Below are 20,891 nucleotides of genomic sequence, written 5' to 3'. Positions count from 1 at the left end.
ACGGCGCCCGGCACCCCCTGCCGGGCGCCGTCGGCGTGTGCCGCCCACCCGCCGTGCGACCTGGCTCTGGTGGGCGGCGCGAGGCGTGCCGTACGGTGCTCGCCGTGACCGCGCACGATCATGTCCCGTCCGGCCCCGTCGCCGTGCTCGCCAACCCGACCGCGGGCCGGGGGCGGCACCGCGGTCTGCTGCCCGGGATCCTGGAGCGCCTCGCCGGAGCCGGCCGCCCGGTCGAGCTGCTGCGCGCGCGTACTCCCGAGGAGGCGGAGGCGGCGTGCCACGCCGCGGTCGCCGGCGGCGCCGGGGCGCTCGTCGCGGTGGGCGGCGACGGCACCGTGCACCGGGCGATGCAGGCGGTCGCCGGCACGGCCGTGGCGTTCGGGCCGGTACCGGCGGGCACCGGCAACGACTTCGCGATGGAGACCGGCTTCCCGGCCGACCCGACGGCCGCCGTCGAGGTGATCACCGCGGCGCTCGCCGCCGGCCACACCCGCCCGGTCGACCTGGCGCGGCTGTCCCGGCCCGGCGAGGCGGACCGCTGGTTCGGCGCGGTGCTCGCGGCCGGCTTCGACGCGATCGTCAACGAACGCGCCAACCGGATGCGCTGGCCGCGCGGCCCGCGCCGGTACGACCTGGCGATCGTGGTGGAGCTGGCCCGGCTGCGGCCGCGCCGCTACCGGCTGGTCCTCGACGGGGTGGCGCAGGAGGTCGACGCGGTGCTCGTCGCGGTGGGGAACACGGCCAGCTACGGCGGTGGCATGCGGATCTGCCCGGACGCCGACCCGCACGACGGCCTGCTGGACGTGGTGGTCGGCGGCCGGTTCGACAGGCGCACGCTGATGCGGGTCAAGCCGCAGATCTACCAGGGCACCCACGTCACGCACCCGCTGGCGCGCGTCTACCGGGCGCGGACGGTGGAGCTGTCCGCCGACGGCATCACCACGTACGCCGACGGGGAACGCTCCTTCGACCTGCCGGTGACCGTCACCGCGGTCCCGGCGGCGCTGCGGCTGCTGCGCTGACCCCCGCCGGGTCCGCCTCGGACGGCACGCCGGGAACGGCCGGCGGCGCGGGAGAAGGCGGCGGCGCGGCGGCGCGGACCGCGCCCGCGCTCGCGGCGACCACGAGCGCGATGGCGAGCACCTCGACCGGGCGCAGCGCCTGGCCGAGGACCAGCCAGCCGGCCACGGCGGCGATCGCCGGACCGAGACTCATCATCACCGCGAACGTCGCGGTCGGCAGCCGCCGCAGCGCGGCCAGCTCCAGGCTGTACGGCAGCACCGAGGCGAGCAGCGCCAGCCCGGTACCGAGTCCCAGCACCACCGGGTCGGCGAGGCGACCGCCGCCGTCGGCCAGCCCGAACGGCAGCGTGAGCAGCGCCGCGACGGTCAGAGCGAGGGCCAGCCCGTCGGCGCCGGGGAACCGCGCGCCGATCCGCGCCGAGCAGACGATGTACGCGGCCCACATGGCGCCCGCCGTCAGCGCCAGCGCGGCGCCGGCCGGGTCGAGCCGGTCGAACCCGCCCTGCCCGAGCAGGACCACCCCGGCCAGCGCCAGCGCGGCCCAGCACCAGGCGGCCATCCGGCGCGCGGCGATCACGGACAGCGCCAGCGGGCCGAGCACCTCAAGCGTGACGGCCGGGCCGAGCGGGATCCGCTCGATCGCCTGGTAGAAGATCGAGTTCATGCCGGCCAGGGCCAGCCCGAATGCCAGCACCGCCGCCCAGTCGCGTCGCCCGTACCCGCGTACCCGGGGGCGGCAGACCACGAGCATCAGCAGCGCGCCGACGGTCAGCCGCAACGTCACCGCCCCGGCCACCCCGGTACGCGGGAACAGCAGCGCGGCGAGCGCGGAGCCGAACTGCACCGACAGCGCCCCGCCGAGTACCAGCGCGACCCCGCCGAGCCGTCCCGGCGCACGCGGCGGCAAGGGGTGGGCACCGGTCATGCCCCTGACGGTATCCGGTGCGCCGCGGCGGGTTCGCGCCGCTGGGCAGGTGAACGCTCAGCCGGCCCCGGCCAGGTCCAGCACCGCGCCGAGCCCGTTCGGGCGGCCCGCGTCGGCGCAGGGCAGCACCAGCACCCCGCACCCGGCCGCCACCGCGCCCGCGTCGGCCGGCGTGTCGCCCACCATGAGCGTGCGCTCCGGGTCCACGCCGAGCATCCCGCAGGCGCGCAGGAAGATGCCCGGGTCCGGCTTGCAGCGCCCCACCTCGTACGACAGCGCGTACGCGTCGACGAGCGCGTCGAGGTCCCAGGCGGCGAACAGCGGCCGCAGGTCGAAACCGATGTTGCTGACCACCGCCACCTTCACCCCGGCGGAGCGCAGGGCACCCAGCACCGGAGCGGTGTCCGGGTACGGCACCCAGCCCTCGGGCACCAGCACCCGCTCGTAGAGCGCGTCGGCGAACCCGTCGATGCCGGTGTCCACGGTCTCGGCCAGCCCGGTGTACGCGCCCCGGTGCGCGTGCGGGTAGAGATCCCGGTCGGCCCACAGCTCGGCCAGCCGGGGCGGCACCCGTGCAGGCAGCGGGCCACCGGCACGCCCGGCGGTGAGCAGCCGGTCGGCCAGCGACGTGGCCCGGATGCGGTCCAGCTCGACGCCGCAGGCGGCCGCGGCGGCGAGCACCCAGGCCAGCGGCTCCTCCACCTGGGCGAGGGTGCCGTGGAAGTCGAAGAGCACCGCCTCCACGGGCCGGCGGGACGGGCCCGGGCGGACGGCGTCGTCGGCGCCGCTCGAGACGTGGGGCAGTTCGGTACGGTCCGGCACGTCGTGCACCCTACCGACCGCTCCGACCGTCCTGCCGGATGGCCTTGACCGGTGCTCCTCGGCGGCACCGATTAATCTTGGATCCATGTCGAGCCCCGCCGAGCGGTACGCCGCGGCGCGCCGCCGGGCCGCGCAGGCCTCCGCCTTCCCGGCCCTGGACGAATTCTCCCTGGATCTCGGGTTCGATCTCGACGACTTCCAGCGCGAGGCGTGCGAGGCGCTGGAGCGGGGCAGCGGCGTGCTCGTCTGCGCGCCCACCGGCGCCGGCAAGACCGTGGTGGGTGAGTTCGCGGTGCACCTGGCGCTGCGGGGCCGGCCCGGCGGCGACGCCCCCGCGACCCGGCGCAAGTGCTTCTACACCACGCCGATCAAGGCGCTGTCCAACCAGAAGTACCACGACCTGGTGGACCGCTACGGCGCCGAGCAGGTCGGCCTGCTCACCGGCGACAACGCGATCAACGGCGACGCGCCGGTGGTGGTGATGACCACCGAGGTGCTGCGCAACATGCTCTACGCCGGCTCGGCCACCCTCGAAGGCCTGGCGTACGTGGTGATGGACGAGGTCCACTACCTGGCCGACCGGTTCCGCGGCGGGGTCTGGGAAGAGGTGATCATCCACCTGCCCGAGTCGGTCACGCTCGTGTCGCTGTCGGCCACCGTCTCCAACGCCGAGGAGTTCGCCGACTGGCTGGTCACCGTACGCGGAGAGACCGCCGTGGTGGTCTCCGAGCACCGGCCGGTGCCGCTGTGGCAGCACATGCTCGTCGGCAAGCGGATGTTCGACCTGTTCCACGACGCCGACGCGGCCCGCAAGCACGACGTGCACCCCGAGCTGCTGCGCTACACCCGCGACACGATGCGCCGTCTGGAGCTGGGCGAGGGCCGCAGCGCCGGCCCCGGGGGCGGGCGGCGCGGCCCTCGCTGGCGGGGCCCGATGCGCCCGGACATCGTCGACCGGCTCGACCGGGAGGGGCTGCTCCCGGCCATCCTGTTCATCTTCAGCCGGGCCGGCTGCGACGCCGCCGTGCAGCAGTGCCTCGCCGCCGGGCTGCGCCTGACCTCCCCGGACGAACGCGCCGAGATCCGCCGGGTGGTCGAGTCGCGGGTCACCGCCATCCCCGGCGAGGACCTGTCGGTGCTCGGCTACTGGGAGTGGCTCGACGGCCTGGAGCGCGGCCTGGCCGCGCACCACGCCGGCATGCTCCCGGCGTTCAAGGAGGTCGTCGAGGAGCTGTTCGTCCGCGGGCTGGTCAAGGCCGTCTTCGCCACCGAGACGCTCGCGCTGGGCATCAACATGCCGGCCCGCTGCGTGGTGCTGGAGCGTCTGGTGAAGTTCAACGGAGAGGCCCACGTCGACCTCACCCCCGGCGAGTACACCCAGCTCACCGGCCGGGCCGGCCGCCGGGGCATCGACGTGGAGGGCCACGCGGTGGTCGTCTGGTCGCCGGAGACCGACCCCCGGCACGTCGCCGGGCTCGCCTCCACCCGCACCTACCCGCTGCGTTCCAGCTTCCGGCCGTCGTACAACATGGCCGTCAACCTGGTCGGCAGCGTCGGCGCGGCGCCGGCCCGGGAACTCCTGGAGTCCTCGTTCGCGCAGTTCCAGGCCGACCGGTCGGTGGTCGGCCTGGCCCGGCAGGTGCAGCGCAACACCGAGACCATCGACGCGTACGGCGTGGAGGCGGCGTGCCACCACGGCGACTTCGACGAGTACTTCGCGCTGCGGGTGGCCATCGCCGACCGGGAACGGGCCATCGCCCGGCAGGGGCAGACCCAGCGCAAGGCGGCGGCCGTCGCCTCGCTGGAGCGGCTGCGGGTCGGTGACGTGATCCGGGTGCCGTCCGGGCGGCGGGCCGGCCTGGCGGTGGTGCTGGACCCGGCCACCGGCGGGTTCGGCGAGCCCCGGCCGCTGGTCCTCACCCAGGACCGCTGGGCCGGGCGGGTCACCCCCGGTGACTTCACCACCCCGGCCGAGGTGCTCACCCGCATCCGGGTGCCGAAGCACTTCAACCACCGCTCGCCCGCGGCCCGGCGGGATCTGGCCGCCGCGGTCAGCGGCACCGGCCTGGACCGGCACGGCGGCCGCCGGGGCGGCCGGTCCCGTCAGGCGGTGGGCGAGGACCACCGGCTCAGCCAGCTCCGCGTGGAGCTGCGCGCGCACCCGTGTCACGCCTGCCCGGACCGTGAGGAGCACGCCCGCTGGGCGGAGCGGCGGCGCCGGCTGGAACGCGACACCGAGGAGCTGCGTCAGCGGGTGTCCGGGCGGACCGGCTCGCTGGCCCGTACCTTCGACCGGATCGTCGCGTTGCTGACGGCACGCGGCTACCTGGCCGCCGACGGCGAGGTCACCGACGCCGGGCGGATGCTGGCCCGGATCTGGACCGAGGCGGACCTGCTGGTGGCCGAGTGCCTGCGCCGCCGGGTGTGGGACGGCCTGTCCCCGGCCGAGCTGGCCGCCGCCGTGTCGGTGGTGGTCTTCGAGGCCCGGCGGGACGTCGACGAGCGGGCGTCGCTGCCGCGCGGCGCGGTGGCCGACGCGGTCGACGAGACGCTCAAGCTGTGGGGCGACATCGAGGCGGACGAGGCGGCGCGCGGCCTGGCCGTGACCCGGGAGCCGGATCTCGGCTTCGCCTGGCCGATCTACCGGTGGGCGCGCGGCGAGGCGCTGGCGAAGGTGCTGGCCAGCGGCCACCAGATCGACGGGGAGATGCCGGCGGGCGACTTCGTCCGCTGGGCACGCCAGGTGGTCGACCTGCTCGGGCAGGTCGCCGACTCGGGTGGCGCCTCGGCCGAGCTGCGCGGCACCGCCCGGCAGGCCATCGCGGCGGTCAACCGGGGCGTGCTGGCCTACCACGCCTCCGCCTAACGGTCACTTTCGGTCATCGGTTGCCGGAGATCGACGCACCGCTGCGTCACGGCGCTGCCACCCCACGAATTGTCGGGGGGCCGATGTGCGCCCTGGTCAGGGCCTATCCCATCATTGCCCGGGGCGCCGTGGGTCGCGCTCGGCCGATGGTGAGGGAAGGGCGTCGTGGGCGAGATCAATCACTTTGAGTACGGGTGGATCACACCCGCGCTCAGCTACGCGTTGTCCGTGCTCGGCTCGGCGCTCGGGCTGGTCTGCGCCGGGCGGATCCGGACCGCCACCAGTGCCGGTCAGCGCGCCTGGTGGGGCCTGCTCGCCGCGTGGGCGCTGGGCGGCACAGCCATCTGGGCCATGCACTTCATGGCGATGCTCGGCTTCGCCGTCGGCGGCACCCGGATCCGCTACGACGTGCCGCTGACGGCCGCCAGCACGGCGATCGCGGTGGCGTCGGTCGGCATCGGGCTGGCGATCGTGGGCACCGGCCGGCTCGCCGCGCCCCGGCTGCTCGCCGGCGGGTTCTTCACCGGCGCCGGGGTGGCCGCCATGCACTACACCGGCATGGCCGCCATGCGCCTGGACGGCTCACTCGGCTACGACCCGCTGCGGGTGACGCTGTCGGTGGTCATCGCGATCGTGGCCGCCACCGTGGCGCTCTGGCTGGCGATGACCGTCCGGCGCGCGCTCGCCATCGCCGCCTCGGCGCTGGTCATGGGCATCGCGGTCAACGGAATGCACTTCACCGGCATGAGCGCGCTGTCGGTGCACCTGCACGAGAGCCGCGGCCCGGCATCCGGCACCGAGGTGAGCGGTCTGCTGGTGCCGATCGTGCTGGCAGTGGTCTTCGGCGTGGTCGGGCTCGTCTACGCGCTGCTCGCCGCGCCGTCGGACGACGACCGGGCCGGGGCCGCGTACGTCAGCTCGCGGCTCGACGAGGCGCCGTACGCGGCCGCCGCCGCCGAGCCCGCGCCGGACCCGGTCGGCCTGCGCGCCCGCTCGACGCTGGCGCAGCCCGGCGCCCAGTTCCCGACCCGCCGGAGCACCGACCGCCCCTCGTGATCAACTGATCACGATCGGTCGCCCGCCAGCGCGTCGACCAGGCGGCGGCACGAGCCGGCCAGGTTCCAGCGCTGCGCCAGCTCCAGTAGCCGGTCCGGGTCGGCGGGAGACGTCGGCAGTGCCGGGTCCAGCTCGGGCAGCGGCACGTCGGTGGCGACCCGGACCACCTTCGGCGCCACGGCCAGGTAGTCGCGGGCGGCGTCGAGCTTGGCCCGCAGCCCCGGCGCGAAACCGGAACGGGGGTCGTCCAGCGCGGCCAGGATGCCGTCCAGCCCGCCGTAGCGGTCGATCAGCCGGGCGGCCGTCTTCTCGCCGACGCCGGCGACGCCGGGCAGCCCGTCGCTGGGGTCGCCGCGCAGCGCCGCGAAGTCGGCGTACCGGTCGGCCGGCACGCCGTAGCGGGTGCGGACCGCCGCGTCGTCGCAGTCGTCCAGCTTGGCCACGCCCCGGCCGACGTAGAGCAGGCGCACCGGGTGCGCGTCGTCGACGAGCTGGAACAGATCGCGGTCGCCGGAGACCACCTCGACCGGGCCCGGCTGGGTCACCGCGAGCGTGCCGAGCACGTCGTCGGCCTCGTAGCCGGTGGCCCCCACGGCCGGGATGCCGAGCGCGTCCAGCACCTCCAGGATCATCGGCACCTGCGGGGACAGCGTGTCCGGCACGACCTCGCCGCCCTCGGGCGCGACCCGGTGCGCCTTGTACGACGGCAGCAGCTCCACCCGCCACGCCGGCCGCCAGTCGTGGTCGAACGCGCAGATCATGCGGTCGGGCCGGCGGGTGCGCACGAGCTGGGCGAGCATGTCGAGGAAGCCGCGTACGGCGTTCACCGGCTGGCCGTCGCCGGTCTTCGCGGCGGACTCGGGGATGCCGAAGTAGGCGCGGAAGTAGAGGCTGGGGGAGTCGATCAGGAGGATCGGCTGTCGGTGTGCCACGCGGACAAGCCTTCCACAGCCCTGTGACGGGATGGGGGAGGCGACCGCCGGACCGGAAACCGGGGCGCGCGACGGGCGTCCGATGCGCAGACTGGCGGGGTGAGCTTCGTACCCGGCCTGATCCTGGCCCGCCGGTTCCACGACGAGGTGGTGGGTCCGCTGCTGGCGCGGCGGCTGCCCGGCCTGCCGTACTCCGCCGGGCTGCTCGACGGCGGCTCCGAGCTGCTCGGCCTCGACACGCCCCGTTCCACCGACCACGACTGGGGTCCGCGTACCCGGGTCTTCGTGGGGAAGGCGCACGACGTCGCGCCGGTACGGGCGGTGCTGGACGCGGAGTTGCCGGCGCGGTTCCTCGGCTGGCCGACCCGGTACGCGGGCGGGCCGTCGGCGCGGCTGGGCACGGTCCGCGCCGACGGCGACCGGCACGGCGTCACGGTGGACGAACTCGGGGGATGGCTGCGGGAGCGGCTCGGCGCCGACCCGCGCGCCGGACTGACGGCGGCGGACTGGCTGGCGACGCCGACGCAGCGGCTGGCCGAGCTGACCGGGGGAGCGGTGTTCCACGACGGGCTCGACGGCGCGCTCACCGGCGTCCGGGCCCGGCTCGCCTGGTATCCGGACGACGTGTGGCGGTACGTGCTCGCCTCCGGGTGGCAGCGGGTCGCGCAGGCCGAGCACCTGGCCGGCCGGTGCGCCGAGGTCGGCGACGACCTGGGCAGCCGGGTCGTGGTCGCCGGTCTGGCCCGGGATCTGATGCGCCTCGGCCTGCTGCTGCACCGCCGCTGGCCCCCGTACGCGAAATGGCTCGGCACGGTCTTCGCGACGCTGCCGGACGCGGCGCCGGTGGTGGACGGGCTCGCCGCCGCGCTCGGCCCGGGTGACTGGGCGGCCCGCGAGCCCGGCCTGGTCCGGGCGCTGGAGACGGTGGCCGGCTGGACCAACGACGCCGCGCCGGCGCCGCCGGTGGACCCGGCCGCCCGGCCGTTCCACGATCGGCCGTTCCTGGTGCTGCACGCCTGCCGGTTCGTCGAGACGCTGCGTGCCGCCATCACCGACCCGGAGCTGCGCGACCGCCCGCCGGTGGGCGCTGTGGACCAGTACGTGGACAGCGTGGACGTGCTCACCCACGCCGACCGCGCCCGCCGGGTGGCCGCCGCGGTTGTCGGCCCGCCGGTGGGGGCCTAGACTCCGATTCGAGTCGCATCGATCCGCGACTGTCTATCTCGTCTCCGAGGGTCCGGGCCGCCCGTCGCAGGCGCCTCGCCGGCGAGAACGCCGCGACACGCGGCGTTCCCACCACCGAGGAGAACAGCATGCTGTCCAAAAGGAGCGGACTCCGGCTGCTCGGCGCGGCGCTGGCCGCCGCCGGGCTCGCCGTCGGGGCGGCGCTCGCCGTCCCGGGGCCGGCCTCGGCCGCCGCGCTGACCGAGGTGACGAACTTCGGCGCCAACCCGAGCAACCTGCGCATGTACCTGTACGTCCCGGACACCGTCGCGGCCCGTCCCGGGCTGCTCGTGGTGAACCACTACTGCACCGGCAGCGGCCCGGCCATGTACTCCGGCACCCAGTTCGCGTCGCTCGCCGACCGGTACGGCTACATCGTGGTCTACCCGTCGGTGACCCGCAGCAGCAAGTGCTTCGACGTCTCCTCGCCGCAGGCGCTGCGCCGCGACGGCGGCAGCGACCCGGTGGGCATCAAGTCGATGGTGGACCACGTGCGGCAGCGCTACCCGGTCGACTCGCAGCGGATCTTCACCACCGGCACCTCGTCCGGCGCGATGATGACGAACGTGCTGCTCGGCGACTACCCGGACGTGTTCCGGGCCGGCGCCGCGTTCGCCGGTGTGCCGTTCGGCTGCTTCGCCACCACCAACGGCTCGGAGTGGAACAGCGAGTGCGCCAACGGCCAGGTGCTGAAGACCCCGCAGCAGTGGGGTGACCTGGTGCGCAACGCGTACCCGGGTTACACCGGCCCGCGTCCGCGGATGCAGATCTGGCACGGCACCAACGACGAGACGCTGCGCTACCCGAACTTCGGCGAGCAGATCGACCAGTGGACGAACGTGAACGGGCTGGGCCAGACGCCCGCGTACACGGACAGTCCGCAGGCCGGCTACACCCGTACCCGCTACGGCGGCACCGGCGGCACCGCGACCGTCGAGGCGATCAGCATGCAGGGCGTCTCGCACAACCTGCCGGTGGACGCGGCGCAGGCGATCCGTTTCTTCGGCCTGGACTCCACCACGCCGCCGCCGACCACCGCGCCGCCGACGACGCCCCCGCCCACCACGCCCCCGCCCACGACGCCTCCGCCCACCACGGCGCCGCCGACCACGCCGCCGCCGTCGGGGGCCTGCCGGGTCGGGTACGTGGTGAACGCCTGGAACAACGGCCTGACCGCCGCGGTGACCATCACCAACACGTCCACCACGGCGATCAACGGCTGGAACCTCGCGTTCACGCTGCCGGGCGGTCAGACGATCACCGGAGGCTGGAACGCCACGTACAGCCCGTCCAGCGGAGCGGTGACGGCCCGCAACGTGTCCTACAACGCGTCGATCCCACCGGGCGGTTCGGTGGACATCGGCTTCCAGGCGACCCACACCGGCAACACCGGTAGGCCCGCCTCGTTCGCGCTCAACGGGAGCACCTGCACGACCGCCTGATCCGTCCCCGCTCGCACGCGGGTGGCGGCGTCCCGGACACGGTGACGCCGCCACCCCGCCGGGCATGGGCGCCGCCCCGGCGGGTACCCGTGCCGGACGGACACCGGCGGGAACCGAAGGAGCGGATATGAAGGTCCGAAGCTCCCTGCGCGGGCTCAAGCGCAAGGCCGACTCGATAGTGGTCCGGCGCCGGGGCAGGCTGTTCGTCCTCAACAAGGCCGACCGGCGGCAGAAGGCCCGGCAGGGCTGAGCCCGTCGTCGCCGCGCGACCCGCTCAGGGAGTCCGAGACGCAGGTGTGGGACGCGACGTCGTGACGGCGGCGGCCGGCACGTCGCCCACCTCGGCGCGCCCGGTCAGGCGGGCGAGCGCGGAGGCGGCCAGCGGCCGGTAGATCCGTACCGAGTCGGCGAGCGCGGAGAAGTGCGAGCCCGAGTTGTCGCCGTGGTAGCGGGTGGCGATCTCCACCTGCTCGACCGGCAGCCCGGCGCGGACCAGCCGCAGCAGCACCGTCATCTCGTACTCGAAGCGGTCACCGGGGACCGTGGTGAGCCAGCCGAGCAGCGCGGCCGGGTAGGCGCGCAGCCCGGTCTGGGTGTCGCGCACGTCCCGGCCGGTCGCCAGGCGGAACGCCACCCGGGTCGCCGCGTTGCCGAACCGGCTGCGCGCCGGGACCTCGCCGTCGAACCCGCGTACGCCGAGCGTCGGCGCTCCGGTGGCGCGCATCCGGTCCGTCACGGCGCACACGTCGGGCACACAGTGCTGGCCGTCGGCGTCCACACAGATCACGTCGCGTCCCGGGTGGTGCGTCGAGGCGTACCGGAAGCCGGTGCGCAGCGCCACGCCCTTGCCCCGGTTGACCCGGCGGCGCAGCACGGTCGCGCCCCGGGCGCGGGCCGCGTCCAGCACCCCGGCGGCGGCCGGGCCGCTGCCGTCGTCGACGACGAGCACGTCCGCCCCGGGCAGGGCGTCCCGCAGGTCGCCGACCAGCGGCGGCAGACGGTCACCCGGTCGGTACACCGGCACGAGCACGATCACGGAACCTCCCGGGTGGACTCGCCCGCCGGCACGGCCCGCCGGGTCGATCGAGGACGCTCGTACCCCGGGCCCGCCCCGGTGAATCACCGCCGGGGCGTGAGGCGTCCGATCCGGTCGGCGGCGCGGGCCAGCGCGCGCTCGCGGCGCAGCGACGCCTCCGGGGTACGCACACCGAGAAAGCCGATCCGGCTGAACGCCCGGGCGGCCCGCTCCCGCCGGACGGGCACCGGGTCGGGCGCGGTCACCGGCACGTCGGCCAGCGCCGGGCCGGACAGGCCGAGCACGCGCGCGGCGAGCAGCCGGACGCGGGGCAGGTGCCACGGGTGGGAGACCAGCCCGAGCGGGCGCTGCGCGGTGAACTCCGCCGCGTCGAGCAGCCCGTCCTGGACGGTGTGCGCCAGGTTCTGCACCGTGGTGCGGGAGCGGGTCTCGGCCGCCGACGAGGCGTACGCGTCGAGTCCCGCCTCGCGCGCCAGCGCCCGCATCAGCTCCGCCTCCCGGTATCCGGCGGGCGGGCCGGGCGCGCCGGCCGGGCCGTGCGGCCAGCCGCCGGTGAACACCACCCGGGCGTCCGGCGCGCGGCGGAACGCCTCGGCGTGCGCGCGGACGTAGGCCACCGCGGCCTCGGTGCGCGCCACGCTCTCCGCGGTGAGCCGGTAGCCGTCGTCCCCGGCCACCACCCCACGGCCGAAGACCAGCAGCACGGTGGCGGGAGACGTCATCCCTTCACGGTACGGCGCGGATCACTCGTCGTCCGGCGGCCAGGGTGGCGTGCCGACACCGGTGATGCGGACGCCGCCCCACGGGTCCACCTCGGCCAGCCGGGCCCGGGTGACCCGTTCGCCGATCCGGACCTCCACGTCGCGGCGGCCGGAGCGCAGCAGCCGGACCAGGCGCGGTTCCGGCTCGACCCGTCCGGCCCAGTGGTAGCGGCCGTCGACCGGCTCGAACCGCCCGCCGCCGTGCAACCGGACCGTGGTGCCGGCGATCTGGGCCGTGCCCTCCCAGGTCACCTGTCGATCCGTTCGTGCGCGCGGGTCAGCTCCGGTGGCAGGTCCGCGCCCCGGCGGACCCCCTCGATGCCGCTCCACAGCAGCGTGGTCAGGTATTCGGTGAGCGCGGCCCGGTGGATCGGCTGCCCGTGCGTGGTCCACCAGTCGCCGACCGCCTGCACGAACCCGACCAGCCCGTACGCCCACGGCTCGGCCGGGCCGGCGTCGAGGCCGAGCGCGCGCAGCCGGTCGCCGATGACCCGGGCCAGCCCGGTCGCGACCTGGCGGCTGGTGCCTGTCACCACCTGCTGGATGCCGGGATGCCCGGACTCGTGCACGAGGAACCGGTACAGCGACGGCTCGTACTCGACCACGCTCAGGTACGCGTCGATGGTCGCCTCGACCAGCGCGCGCTCCTCGCGTACCTGCTCCACGGCTGGGGCGATCGCGGCGACCACGCGCTCCGCGACCACCTCGCTGACCGCCAGCCAGAGTTGCGCCTTGTCGGCGAAGTAGCGGTAGAGCACCGGCTTGCTGACCCCGGCGGTGGCGGCGACCTGGTCCATGTCGACGCTCGGGCCGTGCTGCAGCAGTGCCTGCACGGCGGCGGCGATCAGTTCCTGCCGCCGCTGTTCGCGGTGGTCGGCCCAGCGGTCGCGCCGCCCGCCGGAACGGGGTGCGGCCGGCTCCGGGGGAGTGTCGGGGCCATTGACATCGGTGGTGGTCCGTCGCATGCTACCACTCGTAACAGTTACTCGAAGTTACGTCAATATGGAGGGGTCATGGCCGGATTCCCGCGCGAGGCGGTCGCCGACCGCCTGCTCTCCGCCTCGGTACGCACCAGCTACGACCCGGTGGTCGACATCGACTGGTCGGCGCCGCCGGTGCCCGGCGCGTACTGGCTGCCGCCCACGCGCAGCAGCCTCTACGGCACTCCCCTGTGGGAGGCCATGACCGAGGACCAGCGGGTCGAGCTGACCAAGCACGAGGTCGCCAGCGCGGCCAGCGCCGGCATCTGGTTCGAGACGATCCTCATGCAGATGCTGATCCGGCACTACTACGACGCCGACCCGACCAGCCGGCACGCCCAGTACGCGCTCACCGAGGTCGCCGACGAGTGCCGGCACTCCATCATGTTCGGCCGGCTCATCGAGGCCGCCGGCGCGCCGGTCTACCGGGCCGAGCCGTTCGACCACCTGCTCGGGCGCTGGCTCAAGTCCACGGCGACCGGCCCGCAGATGTACGCGGCCATCCTGATCGCCGAGGAGATCCTCGACTCGTTCCAGCGCGAGATCATGGCCGACGAGTCGTTGCAGCCGCTGATCCGGATGGTGTCGCGCATCCACGTGGTGGAGGAGGCCCGGCACGTGCGCTTCGCCCGCGACGAGCTGACCCGGCAGGTCGAGGCCGCCGGGCCGGTCGCGCTCGCGTACTCGCGACTGGTGATCGGCCGGGCCGCGTACTCGATCACGCGGCGCCTGGTGCACCCGCGGGCGTACGCGGCGGTCGGGATCGACCCGGCGGCCGGCCGGGCCGCGGCGCGGGCCAACCCGCACTGGCGGGCCACGCTGCGCTGGTCCGCGCAGCGGATCGCCGACCACCTGACCGAACTGGGCCTGGTCGCCGGGCCGGGCCTGGTGCTGTGGCGCCGGGCCGGGCTGGTGGAGGGCTGACCGGCGGCGACCCGAAGGGGAAAGGATCGCCGCCGGCCGCCCGGTCAGGAGGTGGGGAAGTTGTCGGCGGTACGGATGCGCTCGCGCATGAACGCGCCGGACTCGGTGAGCACCGACGTCCCGCCGAACGAGCCGGACGCGCAGGTGCCCGGCCGGAGCGCCGCCGAGCCCTCGGGCGCGTCGGAGAGCGTCCAGTTCGCGTAGCTGATCTTCAACCGGTCGAGCAGGTCGAGCCAGGCGTTGCTGCTGGCGGTGTCGACAGCGCCGTCACCGGTGTAGGTGACAGTGCCGAACTCGGTGACGAACAGCGGGAGCCGGCTCGCCGCCCGCTGCACCTCGTTGCGGTAGTTGTCCTTGTGCGACGCGGCGTAGAAGTGGAACGTGTACATGATGTTCTGCGCCCGCACCGGGTTGTTCACGATCTCGTCGGAGTTGCCGCCCTCGGAGACACCCAGCGAGGACCAGCCCCGGGTGCCGACGATGACCACCGCGTCCGGGTCGTTGGCCCGGATCACCGGGATGACCTGCTCGGCGTAGTTGCGGATGGTCGACCAGCTCACCCCGTTGGGCTCGTTGGTGATCTCGTAGATCACGTTCTTCTTGGCGGCGTTGCGCGCGGACACGTTGGCGAAGAACGTCTTTGCCCGGTCCAGGTTGTACATCGGGTCGCCGGGCGTCAGCGTGTGGAAGTCGATGAGCGCGTACATGCCCCGGGCCTCGGCCTTGTCCACGAGCGTGTTCACCTGGTTGGTGAAGCCGGCCGGGTTGGTCTCGTAGCCCTGCTCCTGCACGTACATGGAGATGCGCAGCAGGTCGGACCGCCACTCGTTCGCGAGCACGTCGAGCGAGGCGTCGGTGTAGCAGTTGGCGAACCACTGCAACCCGTGCGTGCTCATGCCGCGCAGCTGGATCGGCCGCCCGTACTGGTTGCAGAGGTTGACGCCGCACACCTGGAGCTGGCCGTTGATCGCCACCGGCGTGGTGCCGGTCGGCGGCGGGGTGGTGGGTGGCGGGGTGGTGGGCGGGGGAGTGGTCGGCGGCGGCGGGGTGCTCGGCGGGGGCGTGCTGGGCGGCGGGGTGCTCGTGCCGCCGGTGCAGACCGTGCCGTTGAGCGTGAACGACGTGGGGCTCGGGTTCGACCCGGTCCACGAGCCGTTGAAGCCGATCGTGGTGCTCGCGCCGGTGCCGAGCGCGCCGTTGTAGTCCAGGCTGCGCGCGGTGACCGCCGAGCCGCTCTGCTGCCAGGTGGCCGACCAGCCCTGGACCACGCGCTGGCCGCCGTCGGGGAAGGTGAAGCCCAGCGTCCAGTTGCTCACCGGGTCGCCGAGGTTGCGCACCGCCACTGTCGCGGTGAAGCCGCCTTGCCAGGAGTTGGTGGTGTAGGTGACGGCGCAGCCGGTCGCCGCCATCGCGTCCGGCGAGGGCAGGACGGCCGTCGCCGCCAGGGCGAGCGCGCCGACCGCGCCGCCGACGAGCAGGTGCCGCCGGGACGGGCGGGGAATCGAGAACATGCGGGAAGGTCCCATCGTCTGGATGGTGAACGGACGGTGCCCGTCGTGAACCTGCCCGGAAAGCCCGACGCGGCGGCCTGGGGGAGCGCTCCCACGGCCGAGCGTAGAGGTGGATGCCGATGCGTGCAACAGTCGCCGCTCAGCGGCCGCCGCGCCGCCCGCCGTAGAGCCGCAGCGCGTTGCAGACGTCGAACACACCCGGCACGTCCCAGGCCAGCTCGGCGGCGACCAGGCGCGTCTCCGGGTCGGCCACCAGGCCGGCGAGGATGACCACGCGGTTCTGCACGGTCACTGTGATCTGCTGCCGGCGGGTGGTCCAGTCGGCGCTGAGCCGCTGCGCGACGAGCGACGCGAGCCGGGTGTCCGCGTCGTCGGGCTCCGGTCCGCCGCCGGTGTACGGAAACTCGGGGTACGGCCAGGGCATCACCACGGGGAGGGCTCCTTCTGTTCGGTCAGGACCGGTTGCCGGGTTGCGGGGCCCGGCGCCGGGACGCGGCCGTCGACGACTGTGAAGACGCCGTCGAGCCGCATGGTGTGCAGCACGGTGAGCACGAACCGCGACGGGGACAGCAGGCACAGCCGGCGGCCGTCGCGCCGGGCGTCCTGGTGCGCGCGCACCAGCAGGCTGAGCCCGGCGGAGTCGATCACCTCCAGCCCGGACAGGTCGACCAGCTCCATGTCGTCGCGGAGGGAACGCTCGTCGAGAGCGCGGCGGACCGCCGTGGCCGGGTCGAGGTCGTGGGCGGCCGGGGTGCCGGCGACCTGTTCCAGCTCGTCCAGGCCCAGACCGTCGTCGGCGATGGCCGCCCGGGCGCTGCACCGGGGGCAGTGATGCGGTCCGGACGCGAACGGCGAGCCGACCCAGTCGTGCTCGAACACGAGCGTCCACACCACCTCGGCGTCGGGCAGCGTGGCGCCGGTGCCGGTGACGCTGTCGCCGCAGGCGTCGCAGATGAGCATCATGAGGTGGTCCGCGGGAACGACGGTCACACCTCCTCCTTCCGCCGGCCGCCCGTACCGGGCGGCGTCTGCCCCTCCGCCTCCGGCCGGCCCGCGGCGACCACCGCCAGCACGACCGCCACGGCGGCGAAGCCGGTCTGCACCATCAGCGGCAGCACGGGCGATCCGTCGGTGCGGTGGTCCACCAGCCCGACCACGATCGCGCCGAGCAGCGCGGACGCCACGCCGAGCGCGAGTGTCAGCCACACCGGGACGGCCTTGCGCCCCGGCAGGACGAGGCGTCCCAGCCCGCCGACGGCCAGACCCACCACGAGCGCTCCGACGAGCGTGCTGCCGGTCACCACTCCTCCTCAGCGTGATGCGGACGCGACCCGAGCCCGGCCGCGCGCGGCCGGACGGGGCGTGTCGACGACGGGTACGGCGCCGAGCCCGGAGTTCTCCAGGATGCGCCGGATCCGCGGATGTGGATTGCTCAGCGTGAGCAGGCCGCCCTGCCGCGCCAGCCGGCGGTGCACGTCCAGCAGCAGCGCGACGGCGGCGGCGTCCACATGCCGGCACCCGGCGAGGTCGATCGTCAGCTCGCGGGGCCGTAGCGCGAGGATGCGGTCCAGCACGTGGGCGACCTCGGGCAGCCCGGCGAGGTCCAGCTCGTCGGTGATGTCCACGCGCACGTGCGGCACGGCGGACTCCGGCGGGGACGGCAGGCTGGCAGGCATCTGGTCGCTTCCGTGGTGGGATCGGGTCAGACCCCACTCTGCGCAGGGATCTTGGAGGTCACCGGACGGTTGTATGACGGTTCGATGACAAAAACCACGAACGGCCCACGCGATTGGGCGACCCGTGCCGGGCCGGTCATGATGCCCATATGACGGCCGTACTGGTGATCGAGGACGACGACCGCATCCGGCTCGCGCTGCAGCTCGCCCTGGAGGAGGAGGGCTACGAGGCGTACGGCGCGCCGACCGCCGAGGACGGCCTGCGCCGGCAGCGGGAGAAGCCGGCGGACTACGTGCTCGTCGACCTGATGCTGCCCGGCATGAACGGGTTCGACTGCATCCGTCAGCTGCGCCGCGACGACGACGTGCCGGTCGTGGTGATCAGCGCCCGCGACGACACCCACGACATCGTCGCCGCGCTGGAGGCGGGCGCCGACGACTACGTGGTGAAGCCGGTCGCGATCAAGGAGCTGTCCGCCCGGCTGCGGGCGCTGCGCCGGCGCGTACGCACGGTGGCCGGGCCGGTGCCCGCCCAGTTCTTCGGCGACCTGGAGATCAGCGCGGAGGCCGGCGAGGTGCGGCGCTCGGGACAGCCGGTGCCTGTCACCCGCACCGAGTTCCGGCTGCTCTGCGAGCTGGCCGAGCACGCCGGGCGGGTGCTGTCGCGCCAGCAGCTGCTCAGCCGGGTCTGGGGCTACGAGACCGGCGACGAGCGGCTCGTCGACGTGCACGTGGGCCGGCTGCGGCAGAAGATCGAATCCGACCCGGCCAACCCGCGCCACCTGGTCACGCTGCGCGGCCTCGGCTACAAGCTCCAGCGATGACCCGGCCCGGCCTGCGCGCCCGGGTCACCGCGGCGTTCGCCGTCGGGGCGTTGCTGCTGTCCGCGCTGATGGCCCTCTTCTCGTACGACCTGACCCGGCGCTCGCTGCTCGACGAGCGGGAGCGCACCGCGGTACGGGCCGCCTACTACGACGCCGCCGTGGTCCGCTCCGGCCTGGACACCGGCACCCCGGACGTGGTGGCCGTGCTGCGCTCGCTCGACACCGGCAGCGCGCGCCGCCCGCTGCTGCACCTGCCCGACGGCTGGTACGCCCGTACCGCGGACGTGGGCGCCAGCTCGGTGCCGGTGGAGTTGCAGCGCGTGGTGGCCGACGGCAAGCCCGCGGTGCAGCGGATCCGGCTCGACGGGCAGCCCGTGCTGCTTGTCGGCGTGCCGCTGCCCGGCGCGCTCGGCTAATACGAGCTGACCTCGCTGCGGGAGGTCGAGGAGACGTTCCAGGTGGTGGGCCTGGCACTGATCGCCGTGGCGATCATGGTCGCCGGGGCGGGCGCGGCGCTCGGCTGGTACGCCACCCGGCACAGCCTGCGGCCGCTCACCGCGGTCGCCGACGCGGCGGAACGGATCGCGGCCGGCGACTTCGCCACCCGGCTCGACCCGACCACCGATCCCGACCTCACCCGCCTGTCCAGCTCGTTCAACGAGATGGTCGACAAGCTGGTGCACCGCATCGAGCGGGACCGGCGCTTCGCCGCCGACGTGAGCCACGAGCTGCGCTCGCCGTTGCAGACCCTGGCCGCTGCCGCGAGCGTGCTCCACCGCCGCCGGGAGCACCAGGACGAACGCACCGCGACCGCGGCGGGCCTGGTCGCCGACGAGGTGACCCGGTTCCAGCGCCTGGTCGACGATCTCATCCAGCTTGCCCGCACCGAGCAGCCGGCGCACCGCGAGACGGTCGACGTGCTGGAGCTGGCCCGGACCGTCTGCCGGGAGCGGTCGCTGCCGGAGAGCCTGGTGACGGTCGAGGGTGACGCCCCGCGCCTGTGGTGGGTCGACCGGCGCCGGTTCGCCCAGACGCTGCTGAACCTGGTGGAGAACGCCGAGCGGTACGGCGGCGGGCCGGTCGCCGTACGCCTCGGCGGGCGCGACGGCGTGGGCGTGCTGGAGGTCGACGACGACGGTCCGGGCGTACCGCCCGGTGACCGCGAGATCATCTTCGACCGGTTCGTGCGGGGGCGGGCGGCGCACGACCGGGCCGGCACCGACGGCACCGGTCTCGGGCTCGCGCTGGTGGCGCAGCACGCCGCCGCGCACGGCGGTACGGCCGCGGTGCTGGACCGCGAGCCCGGCGCCCGGTTCCGGGTCGAGCTGCCCGGAGCGCTGCGATGAGCCGCCGGCGGCTCCTGCCCGCCCTGCTCGCGGCCGTGCTGCTGGCCGGCTGCGGGGTGCCGGTGGACGACGAGCCCCGCCTGGTGCAGACGCCACCGGGCGCGTTCCCCACCCCCACGGTGTCCTCGACCGCCGACGGCGACGGGCGGGTGGACGAGCCGTTCTGCTTCGTCCGGGACGACGGGCTGGTCGTGGTCAAGCGCCGGGTGGACGGGCTGCCGGAGGTGGATGCGCACCTCCAGCACCTGCTGGCCGGTCCGGACGGCGGCGAGCGCCGTCAGGGACTGGCCACGGCGCTGCCCGGCACGGTCGCGGTGGCCGGGGCGACGCTGGCCGGCACGCTCGCCACGGTCGACGTACGCCAGGCCGGGGAGGAGACCGGCCGCAACGACGAGGTGCTGGCCTTCGGGCAGATCGTGTGCAGCCTCACTCAGCGGCCCGACGTGTTCAGCGTGGCCTTCCGCCGGGACGGTCAGCCGCTGGAGGTGCCACGCGCGGACGGGAGCCTCTCCGCGCTGCCGCTCACCGCCGCCGACTACCGGCCGCTGTTACCTCGCTGACACCCTTCCTCGCCGCTGTGTCCGTATATGAACCGAAATCTCCATCGTCCGTTCGGTTGATTTGGTGGTGACCTTTGGTCTAGTGTGGCTGGCACGACCGGTGGGAGGCCACCCGTTCTCCGAGGACAGGAAGGGCAGCATGACCACGATGACCATGGGATCGACCGCCACCGAGGTGCACCGCGCGCCGCAGACGGGCGAGGAGACCCGCGCCAGCGAGCTGATCGCGGCGCTCGCCGCACTGCCGGCCGACCACCCGCAGCGGGCCGCCCTGCGCAACCAGGTCATCGAGGCGTGGCTGCCGCTGGCGAACCACCTGGCCGCCCGCTACAGCGGTCGCGGCGAGCCGGCCGGTGACCTGGCCCAGACCGCGGCGCTCGGCCTGATCAAGGCAGTCGACCGGTTCGACGCCTCGCGCGGTGTCGACTTCGCCGGCTTCGCCATCCCGACCATCCTCGGCGAGATCAAGCGGCACTTCCGCGACCGCACCTGGAACATCCGGGTTCCCCGGCGCCTCCAGGAGCTGCGGCTGCGCATCTCCGAGGCCAACAGCACGCTGACCCAGACGCTCAACCGGGCCCCGACCGTCGCCGACATCGCCGCCCACCTCGACGTCACCGAGGAAGAGGTGCTGGAGGGCCTGGAGGGCGCCCGCGCGTACAACGCGGTCTCGCTGTCCACCCCGATCGGCGACGGCGACAGCGCCACCGAGCTGGGCGACACGCTCGGCACCGAGGACAACGAGTACGAGCTGGCCGACCTGCGCGCCTCGCTCGGCCCGGCGCTCGCCACGCTCGACGAGCGGGAGCAGAAGATCCTCACGCTGCGCTTCTACGGCAACCTGACCCAGAGCGAGATCGCCGCCCGGGTCGGTGTCTCCCAGATGCACGTGTCCCGGCTGCTCGCCCGCGCCCTGACCAAGCTGCGCGGCCAGCTCACCGAGGCCTGATCGACCCTTGACGCGACCCCCGCCGGCCCGTCCGG

22 protein-coding genes and 1 pseudogene are annotated in these 20,891 nt (G+C 74.5%); 11 read left to right on the top strand and 12 right to left on the bottom strand.

Going from position 1 to position 20,891, the window contains the following annotated elements:
• Positions 1-104: 104 nt before the first annotated feature.
• Positions 105-1,022: a diacylglycerol kinase family protein gene (locus ML5_RS26990; protein ID WP_369751993.1), complete on the top strand. Its 918-nt coding sequence runs from the start codon at positions 105-107 to the stop codon at positions 1,020-1,022.
• Here the strand turns inward: ML5_RS26990 and ML5_RS26985 are convergent.
• Positions 985-1,947, bottom strand: a complete 963-nt coding sequence (locus ML5_RS26985; RefSeq protein WP_013476941.1) for a DMT family transporter — start codon at positions 1,945-1,947, stop codon at positions 985-987. The two genes, ML5_RS26990 and ML5_RS26985, sit on opposite strands and share 38 nt — an antisense overlap.
• Positions 1,948-2,004: 57 nt before the next feature.
• A complete protein-coding gene (locus tag ML5_RS26980; protein WP_013476940.1) occupies positions 2,005-2,769 on the bottom strand; it encodes an HAD family hydrolase in 765 nt (254 codons plus the stop codon).
• A gap of 85 nt (positions 2,770-2,854) precedes the next feature.
• Here ML5_RS26980 and ML5_RS26975 point away from each other — a divergent pair, with 85 nt between their 5' ends.
• Together ML5_RS26975 and ML5_RS26970 are read left to right on the top strand one after the other, a co-directional pair.
• Complete coding sequence (locus ML5_RS26975; protein WP_013286126.1) at positions 2,855-5,635, top strand: RNA helicase; 2,781 nt, start codon at positions 2,855-2,857, stop codon at positions 5,633-5,635.
• A gap of 165 nt (positions 5,636-5,800) precedes the next feature.
• The gene (locus tag ML5_RS26970) at positions 5,801-6,691 is read left to right on the top strand and encodes an MHYT domain-containing protein (protein ID WP_013476939.1); all 891 of its coding nucleotides are present in this window, start codon (positions 5,801-5,803) and stop codon (positions 6,689-6,691) included.
• An 8-nt stretch (positions 6,692-6,699) separates the two neighbouring features.
• Here ML5_RS26970 and ML5_RS26965 read toward each other — a convergent pair whose 3' ends face one another.
• Positions 6,700-7,623 carry a 5'-3' exonuclease gene (locus ML5_RS26965; RefSeq protein ID WP_013286128.1) on the bottom strand — a complete coding sequence of 308 codons (924 nt, stop codon included), beginning with the start codon at positions 7,621-7,623 and terminating at the stop codon, positions 6,700-6,702.
• 99 nt (positions 7,624-7,722) lie between these two features.
• On the opposite strand from ML5_RS26965, the gene ML5_RS26960 reads away from it, so the two are divergent.
• The 3 genes from ML5_RS26960 to ML5_RS26950 all read left to right on the top strand — a co-directional run bounded on the left by ML5_RS26960 (position 7,723) and on the right by ML5_RS26950 (position 10,539).
• The gene (locus ML5_RS26960; RefSeq protein ID WP_013476938.1) at positions 7,723-8,808 is read left to right on the top strand and encodes a DUF4037 domain-containing protein; all 1,086 of its coding nucleotides are present in this window, start codon (positions 7,723-7,725) and stop codon (positions 8,806-8,808) included.
• Positions 8,809-8,936: 128 nt separating this feature from the next.
• Complete coding sequence (locus ML5_RS26955; protein ID WP_013476937.1) at positions 8,937-10,289, top strand: PHB depolymerase family esterase; 1,353 nt, start codon at positions 8,937-8,939, stop codon at positions 10,287-10,289.
• A gap of 127 nt (positions 10,290-10,416) precedes the next feature.
• On the top strand, positions 10,417-10,539 hold the full coding sequence (locus ML5_RS26950) for a 50S ribosomal protein L36 (RefSeq protein WP_013286131.1): 123 nt from the start codon (positions 10,417-10,419) through the stop codon (positions 10,537-10,539).
• A 24-nt stretch (positions 10,540-10,563) separates the two neighbouring features.
• Here the strand turns inward: ML5_RS26950 and ML5_RS26945 are convergent, their stop codons facing one another.
• From ML5_RS26945 to ML5_RS26930, 4 genes are all read right to left on the bottom strand, one after another.
• Positions 10,564-11,325, bottom strand: coding sequence for a glycosyltransferase family 2 protein (locus ML5_RS26945; RefSeq protein ID WP_013476936.1), 762 nt, complete (start codon positions 11,323-11,325; stop codon positions 10,564-10,566).
• An 83-nt stretch (positions 11,326-11,408) separates the two neighbouring features.
• Positions 11,409-12,047: a YdcF family protein gene (locus ML5_RS26940; RefSeq protein WP_013286133.1), complete on the bottom strand. Its 639-nt coding sequence runs from the start codon at positions 12,045-12,047 to the stop codon at positions 11,409-11,411.
• Between the two features lie 21 nt (positions 12,048-12,068).
• Positions 12,069-12,338 carry a DUF4873 domain-containing protein gene (locus tag ML5_RS26935; RefSeq protein WP_013476935.1) on the bottom strand — a complete coding sequence of 90 codons (270 nt, stop codon included), beginning with the start codon at positions 12,336-12,338 and terminating at the stop codon, positions 12,069-12,071.
• Positions 12,335-13,051 (bottom strand): TetR family transcriptional regulator, encoded by a 717-nt coding sequence (locus tag ML5_RS26930; RefSeq protein WP_013476934.1) that lies wholly within the window; start codon positions 13,049-13,051, stop codon positions 12,335-12,337. The genes ML5_RS26935 and ML5_RS26930 overlap by 4 nt, the downstream gene beginning before the upstream one ends.
• A 48-nt stretch (positions 13,052-13,099) precedes the next feature.
• Here ML5_RS26930 and ML5_RS26925 point away from each other — a divergent pair, with 48 nt between their 5' ends.
• Positions 13,100-13,990, top strand: coding sequence for a diiron oxygenase (locus ML5_RS26925; protein WP_013476933.1), 891 nt, complete (start codon positions 13,100-13,102; stop codon positions 13,988-13,990).
• Positions 13,991-14,034: 44 nt separating this feature from the next.
• On the opposite strand, the gene ML5_RS26920 is transcribed toward ML5_RS26925, so the two are convergent.
• The 5 genes from ML5_RS26920 to ML5_RS26900 all read right to left on the bottom strand — a co-directional run bounded on the left by ML5_RS26920 (position 14,035) and on the right by ML5_RS26900 (position 17,177).
• Positions 14,035-15,501, bottom strand: coding sequence for a cellulase family glycosylhydrolase (locus ML5_RS26920; RefSeq protein WP_013476932.1), 1,467 nt, complete (start codon positions 15,499-15,501; stop codon positions 14,035-14,037).
• Positions 15,502-15,640: 139 nt separating this feature from the next.
• Positions 15,641-15,931: a BON domain-containing protein gene (locus ML5_RS26915; protein WP_013476931.1), complete on the bottom strand. Its 291-nt coding sequence runs from the start codon at positions 15,929-15,931 to the stop codon at positions 15,641-15,643.
• Complete coding sequence (locus ML5_RS26910) at positions 15,925-16,491, bottom strand: STAS domain-containing protein (protein ID WP_013286139.1); 567 nt, start codon at positions 16,489-16,491, stop codon at positions 15,925-15,927. The genes ML5_RS26915 and ML5_RS26910 overlap by 7 nt, the downstream gene beginning before the upstream one ends.
• Positions 16,488-16,802: a GlsB/YeaQ/YmgE family stress response membrane protein gene (locus tag ML5_RS26905; protein WP_013286140.1), complete on the bottom strand. Its 315-nt coding sequence runs from the start codon at positions 16,800-16,802 to the stop codon at positions 16,488-16,490. The genes ML5_RS26910 and ML5_RS26905 overlap by 4 nt, the downstream gene beginning before the upstream one ends.
• 9 nt (positions 16,803-16,811) lie before the next feature.
• On the bottom strand, positions 16,812-17,177 hold the full coding sequence (locus ML5_RS26900; protein ID WP_013476930.1) for an STAS domain-containing protein: 366 nt from the start codon (positions 17,175-17,177) through the stop codon (positions 16,812-16,814).
• A gap of 149 nt (positions 17,178-17,326) precedes the next feature.
• Here ML5_RS26900 and ML5_RS26895 point away from each other — a divergent pair, with 149 nt between their 5' ends.
• The 4 genes and pseudogenes from ML5_RS26895 to ML5_RS26880 all read left to right on the top strand — a co-directional run bounded on the left by ML5_RS26895 (position 17,327) and on the right by ML5_RS26880 (position 20,856).
• Positions 17,327-18,001, top strand: coding sequence for a response regulator transcription factor (locus tag ML5_RS26895; protein WP_013286142.1), 675 nt, complete (start codon positions 17,327-17,329; stop codon positions 17,999-18,001).
• Positions 17,998-19,347: pseudogene (locus ML5_RS26890) on the top strand (sensor histidine kinase). The gene ML5_RS26895 and the pseudogene ML5_RS26890 overlap by 4 nt, the downstream one beginning before the upstream one ends.
• Positions 19,344-19,907: a GerMN domain-containing protein gene (locus ML5_RS26885; RefSeq protein ID WP_013286144.1), complete on the top strand. Its 564-nt coding sequence runs from the start codon at positions 19,344-19,346 to the stop codon at positions 19,905-19,907. Before ML5_RS26890 ends, ML5_RS26885 begins: the two are co-directional and overlap by 4 nt.
• A 139-nt stretch (positions 19,908-20,046) precedes the next feature.
• Positions 20,047-20,856 (top strand): SigB/SigF/SigG family RNA polymerase sigma factor, encoded by an 810-nt coding sequence (locus ML5_RS26880; protein WP_013286145.1) that lies wholly within the window; start codon positions 20,047-20,049, stop codon positions 20,854-20,856.
• Positions 20,857-20,891: the final 35 nt, after the last annotated feature.

It is taken from the genome of Micromonospora sp. L5 (assembly GCF_000177655.2).
In the GTDB taxonomy this organism is placed as follows: domain Bacteria; phylum Actinomycetota; class Actinomycetes; order Mycobacteriales; family Micromonosporaceae; genus Micromonospora; species Micromonospora aurantiaca.
The sequence above is the reverse complement of the archived record's forward strand: the minus strand, read 5'-3'. Positions and strand labels throughout refer to the sequence as shown.

Excerpts from the sequence above, each read along its gene's own strand:
- ML5_RS26880 (WP_013286145.1), top strand. The coding sequence starts at position 20,047 with ATGACCACGATGACCATGGGATCGACCGCCACCGAGGTGCACCGCGCG.
- ML5_RS26950 (WP_013286131.1), top strand. The coding sequence starts at position 10,417 with ATGAAGGTCCGAAGCTCCCTGCGCGGGCTCAAGCGCAAGGCCGACTCG.
- ML5_RS26975 (WP_013286126.1), top strand. The coding sequence starts at position 2,855 with ATGTCGAGCCCCGCCGAGCGGTACGCCGCGGCGCGCCGCCGGGCCGCG.
- ML5_RS26955 (WP_013476937.1), top strand. The coding sequence starts at position 8,937 with ATGCTGTCCAAAAGGAGCGGACTCCGGCTGCTCGGCGCGGCGCTGGCC.
- ML5_RS26885 (WP_013286144.1), top strand. The coding sequence starts at position 19,344 with ATGAGCCGCCGGCGGCTCCTGCCCGCCCTGCTCGCGGCCGTGCTGCTG.
- ML5_RS26985 (WP_013476941.1), bottom strand. The coding sequence starts at position 1,947 with ATGACCGGTGCCCACCCCTTGCCGCCGCGTGCGCCGGGACGGCTCGGC.
- ML5_RS26895 (WP_013286142.1), top strand. The coding sequence starts at position 17,327 with ATGACGGCCGTACTGGTGATCGAGGACGACGACCGCATCCGGCTCGCG.
- ML5_RS26925 (WP_013476933.1), top strand. The coding sequence starts at position 13,100 with ATGGCCGGATTCCCGCGCGAGGCGGTCGCCGACCGCCTGCTCTCCGCC.
- ML5_RS26900 (WP_013476930.1), bottom strand. The coding sequence starts at position 17,177 with ATGCCTGCCAGCCTGCCGTCCCCGCCGGAGTCCGCCGTGCCGCACGTG.
- ML5_RS26940 (WP_013286133.1), bottom strand. The coding sequence starts at position 12,047 with ATGACGTCTCCCGCCACCGTGCTGCTGGTCTTCGGCCGTGGGGTGGTG.
- ML5_RS26930 (WP_013476934.1), bottom strand. The coding sequence starts at position 13,051 with ATGCGACGGACCACCACCGATGTCAATGGCCCCGACACTCCCCCGGAG.
- ML5_RS26920 (WP_013476932.1), bottom strand. The coding sequence starts at position 15,501 with ATGTTCTCGATTCCCCGCCCGTCCCGGCGGCACCTGCTCGTCGGCGGC.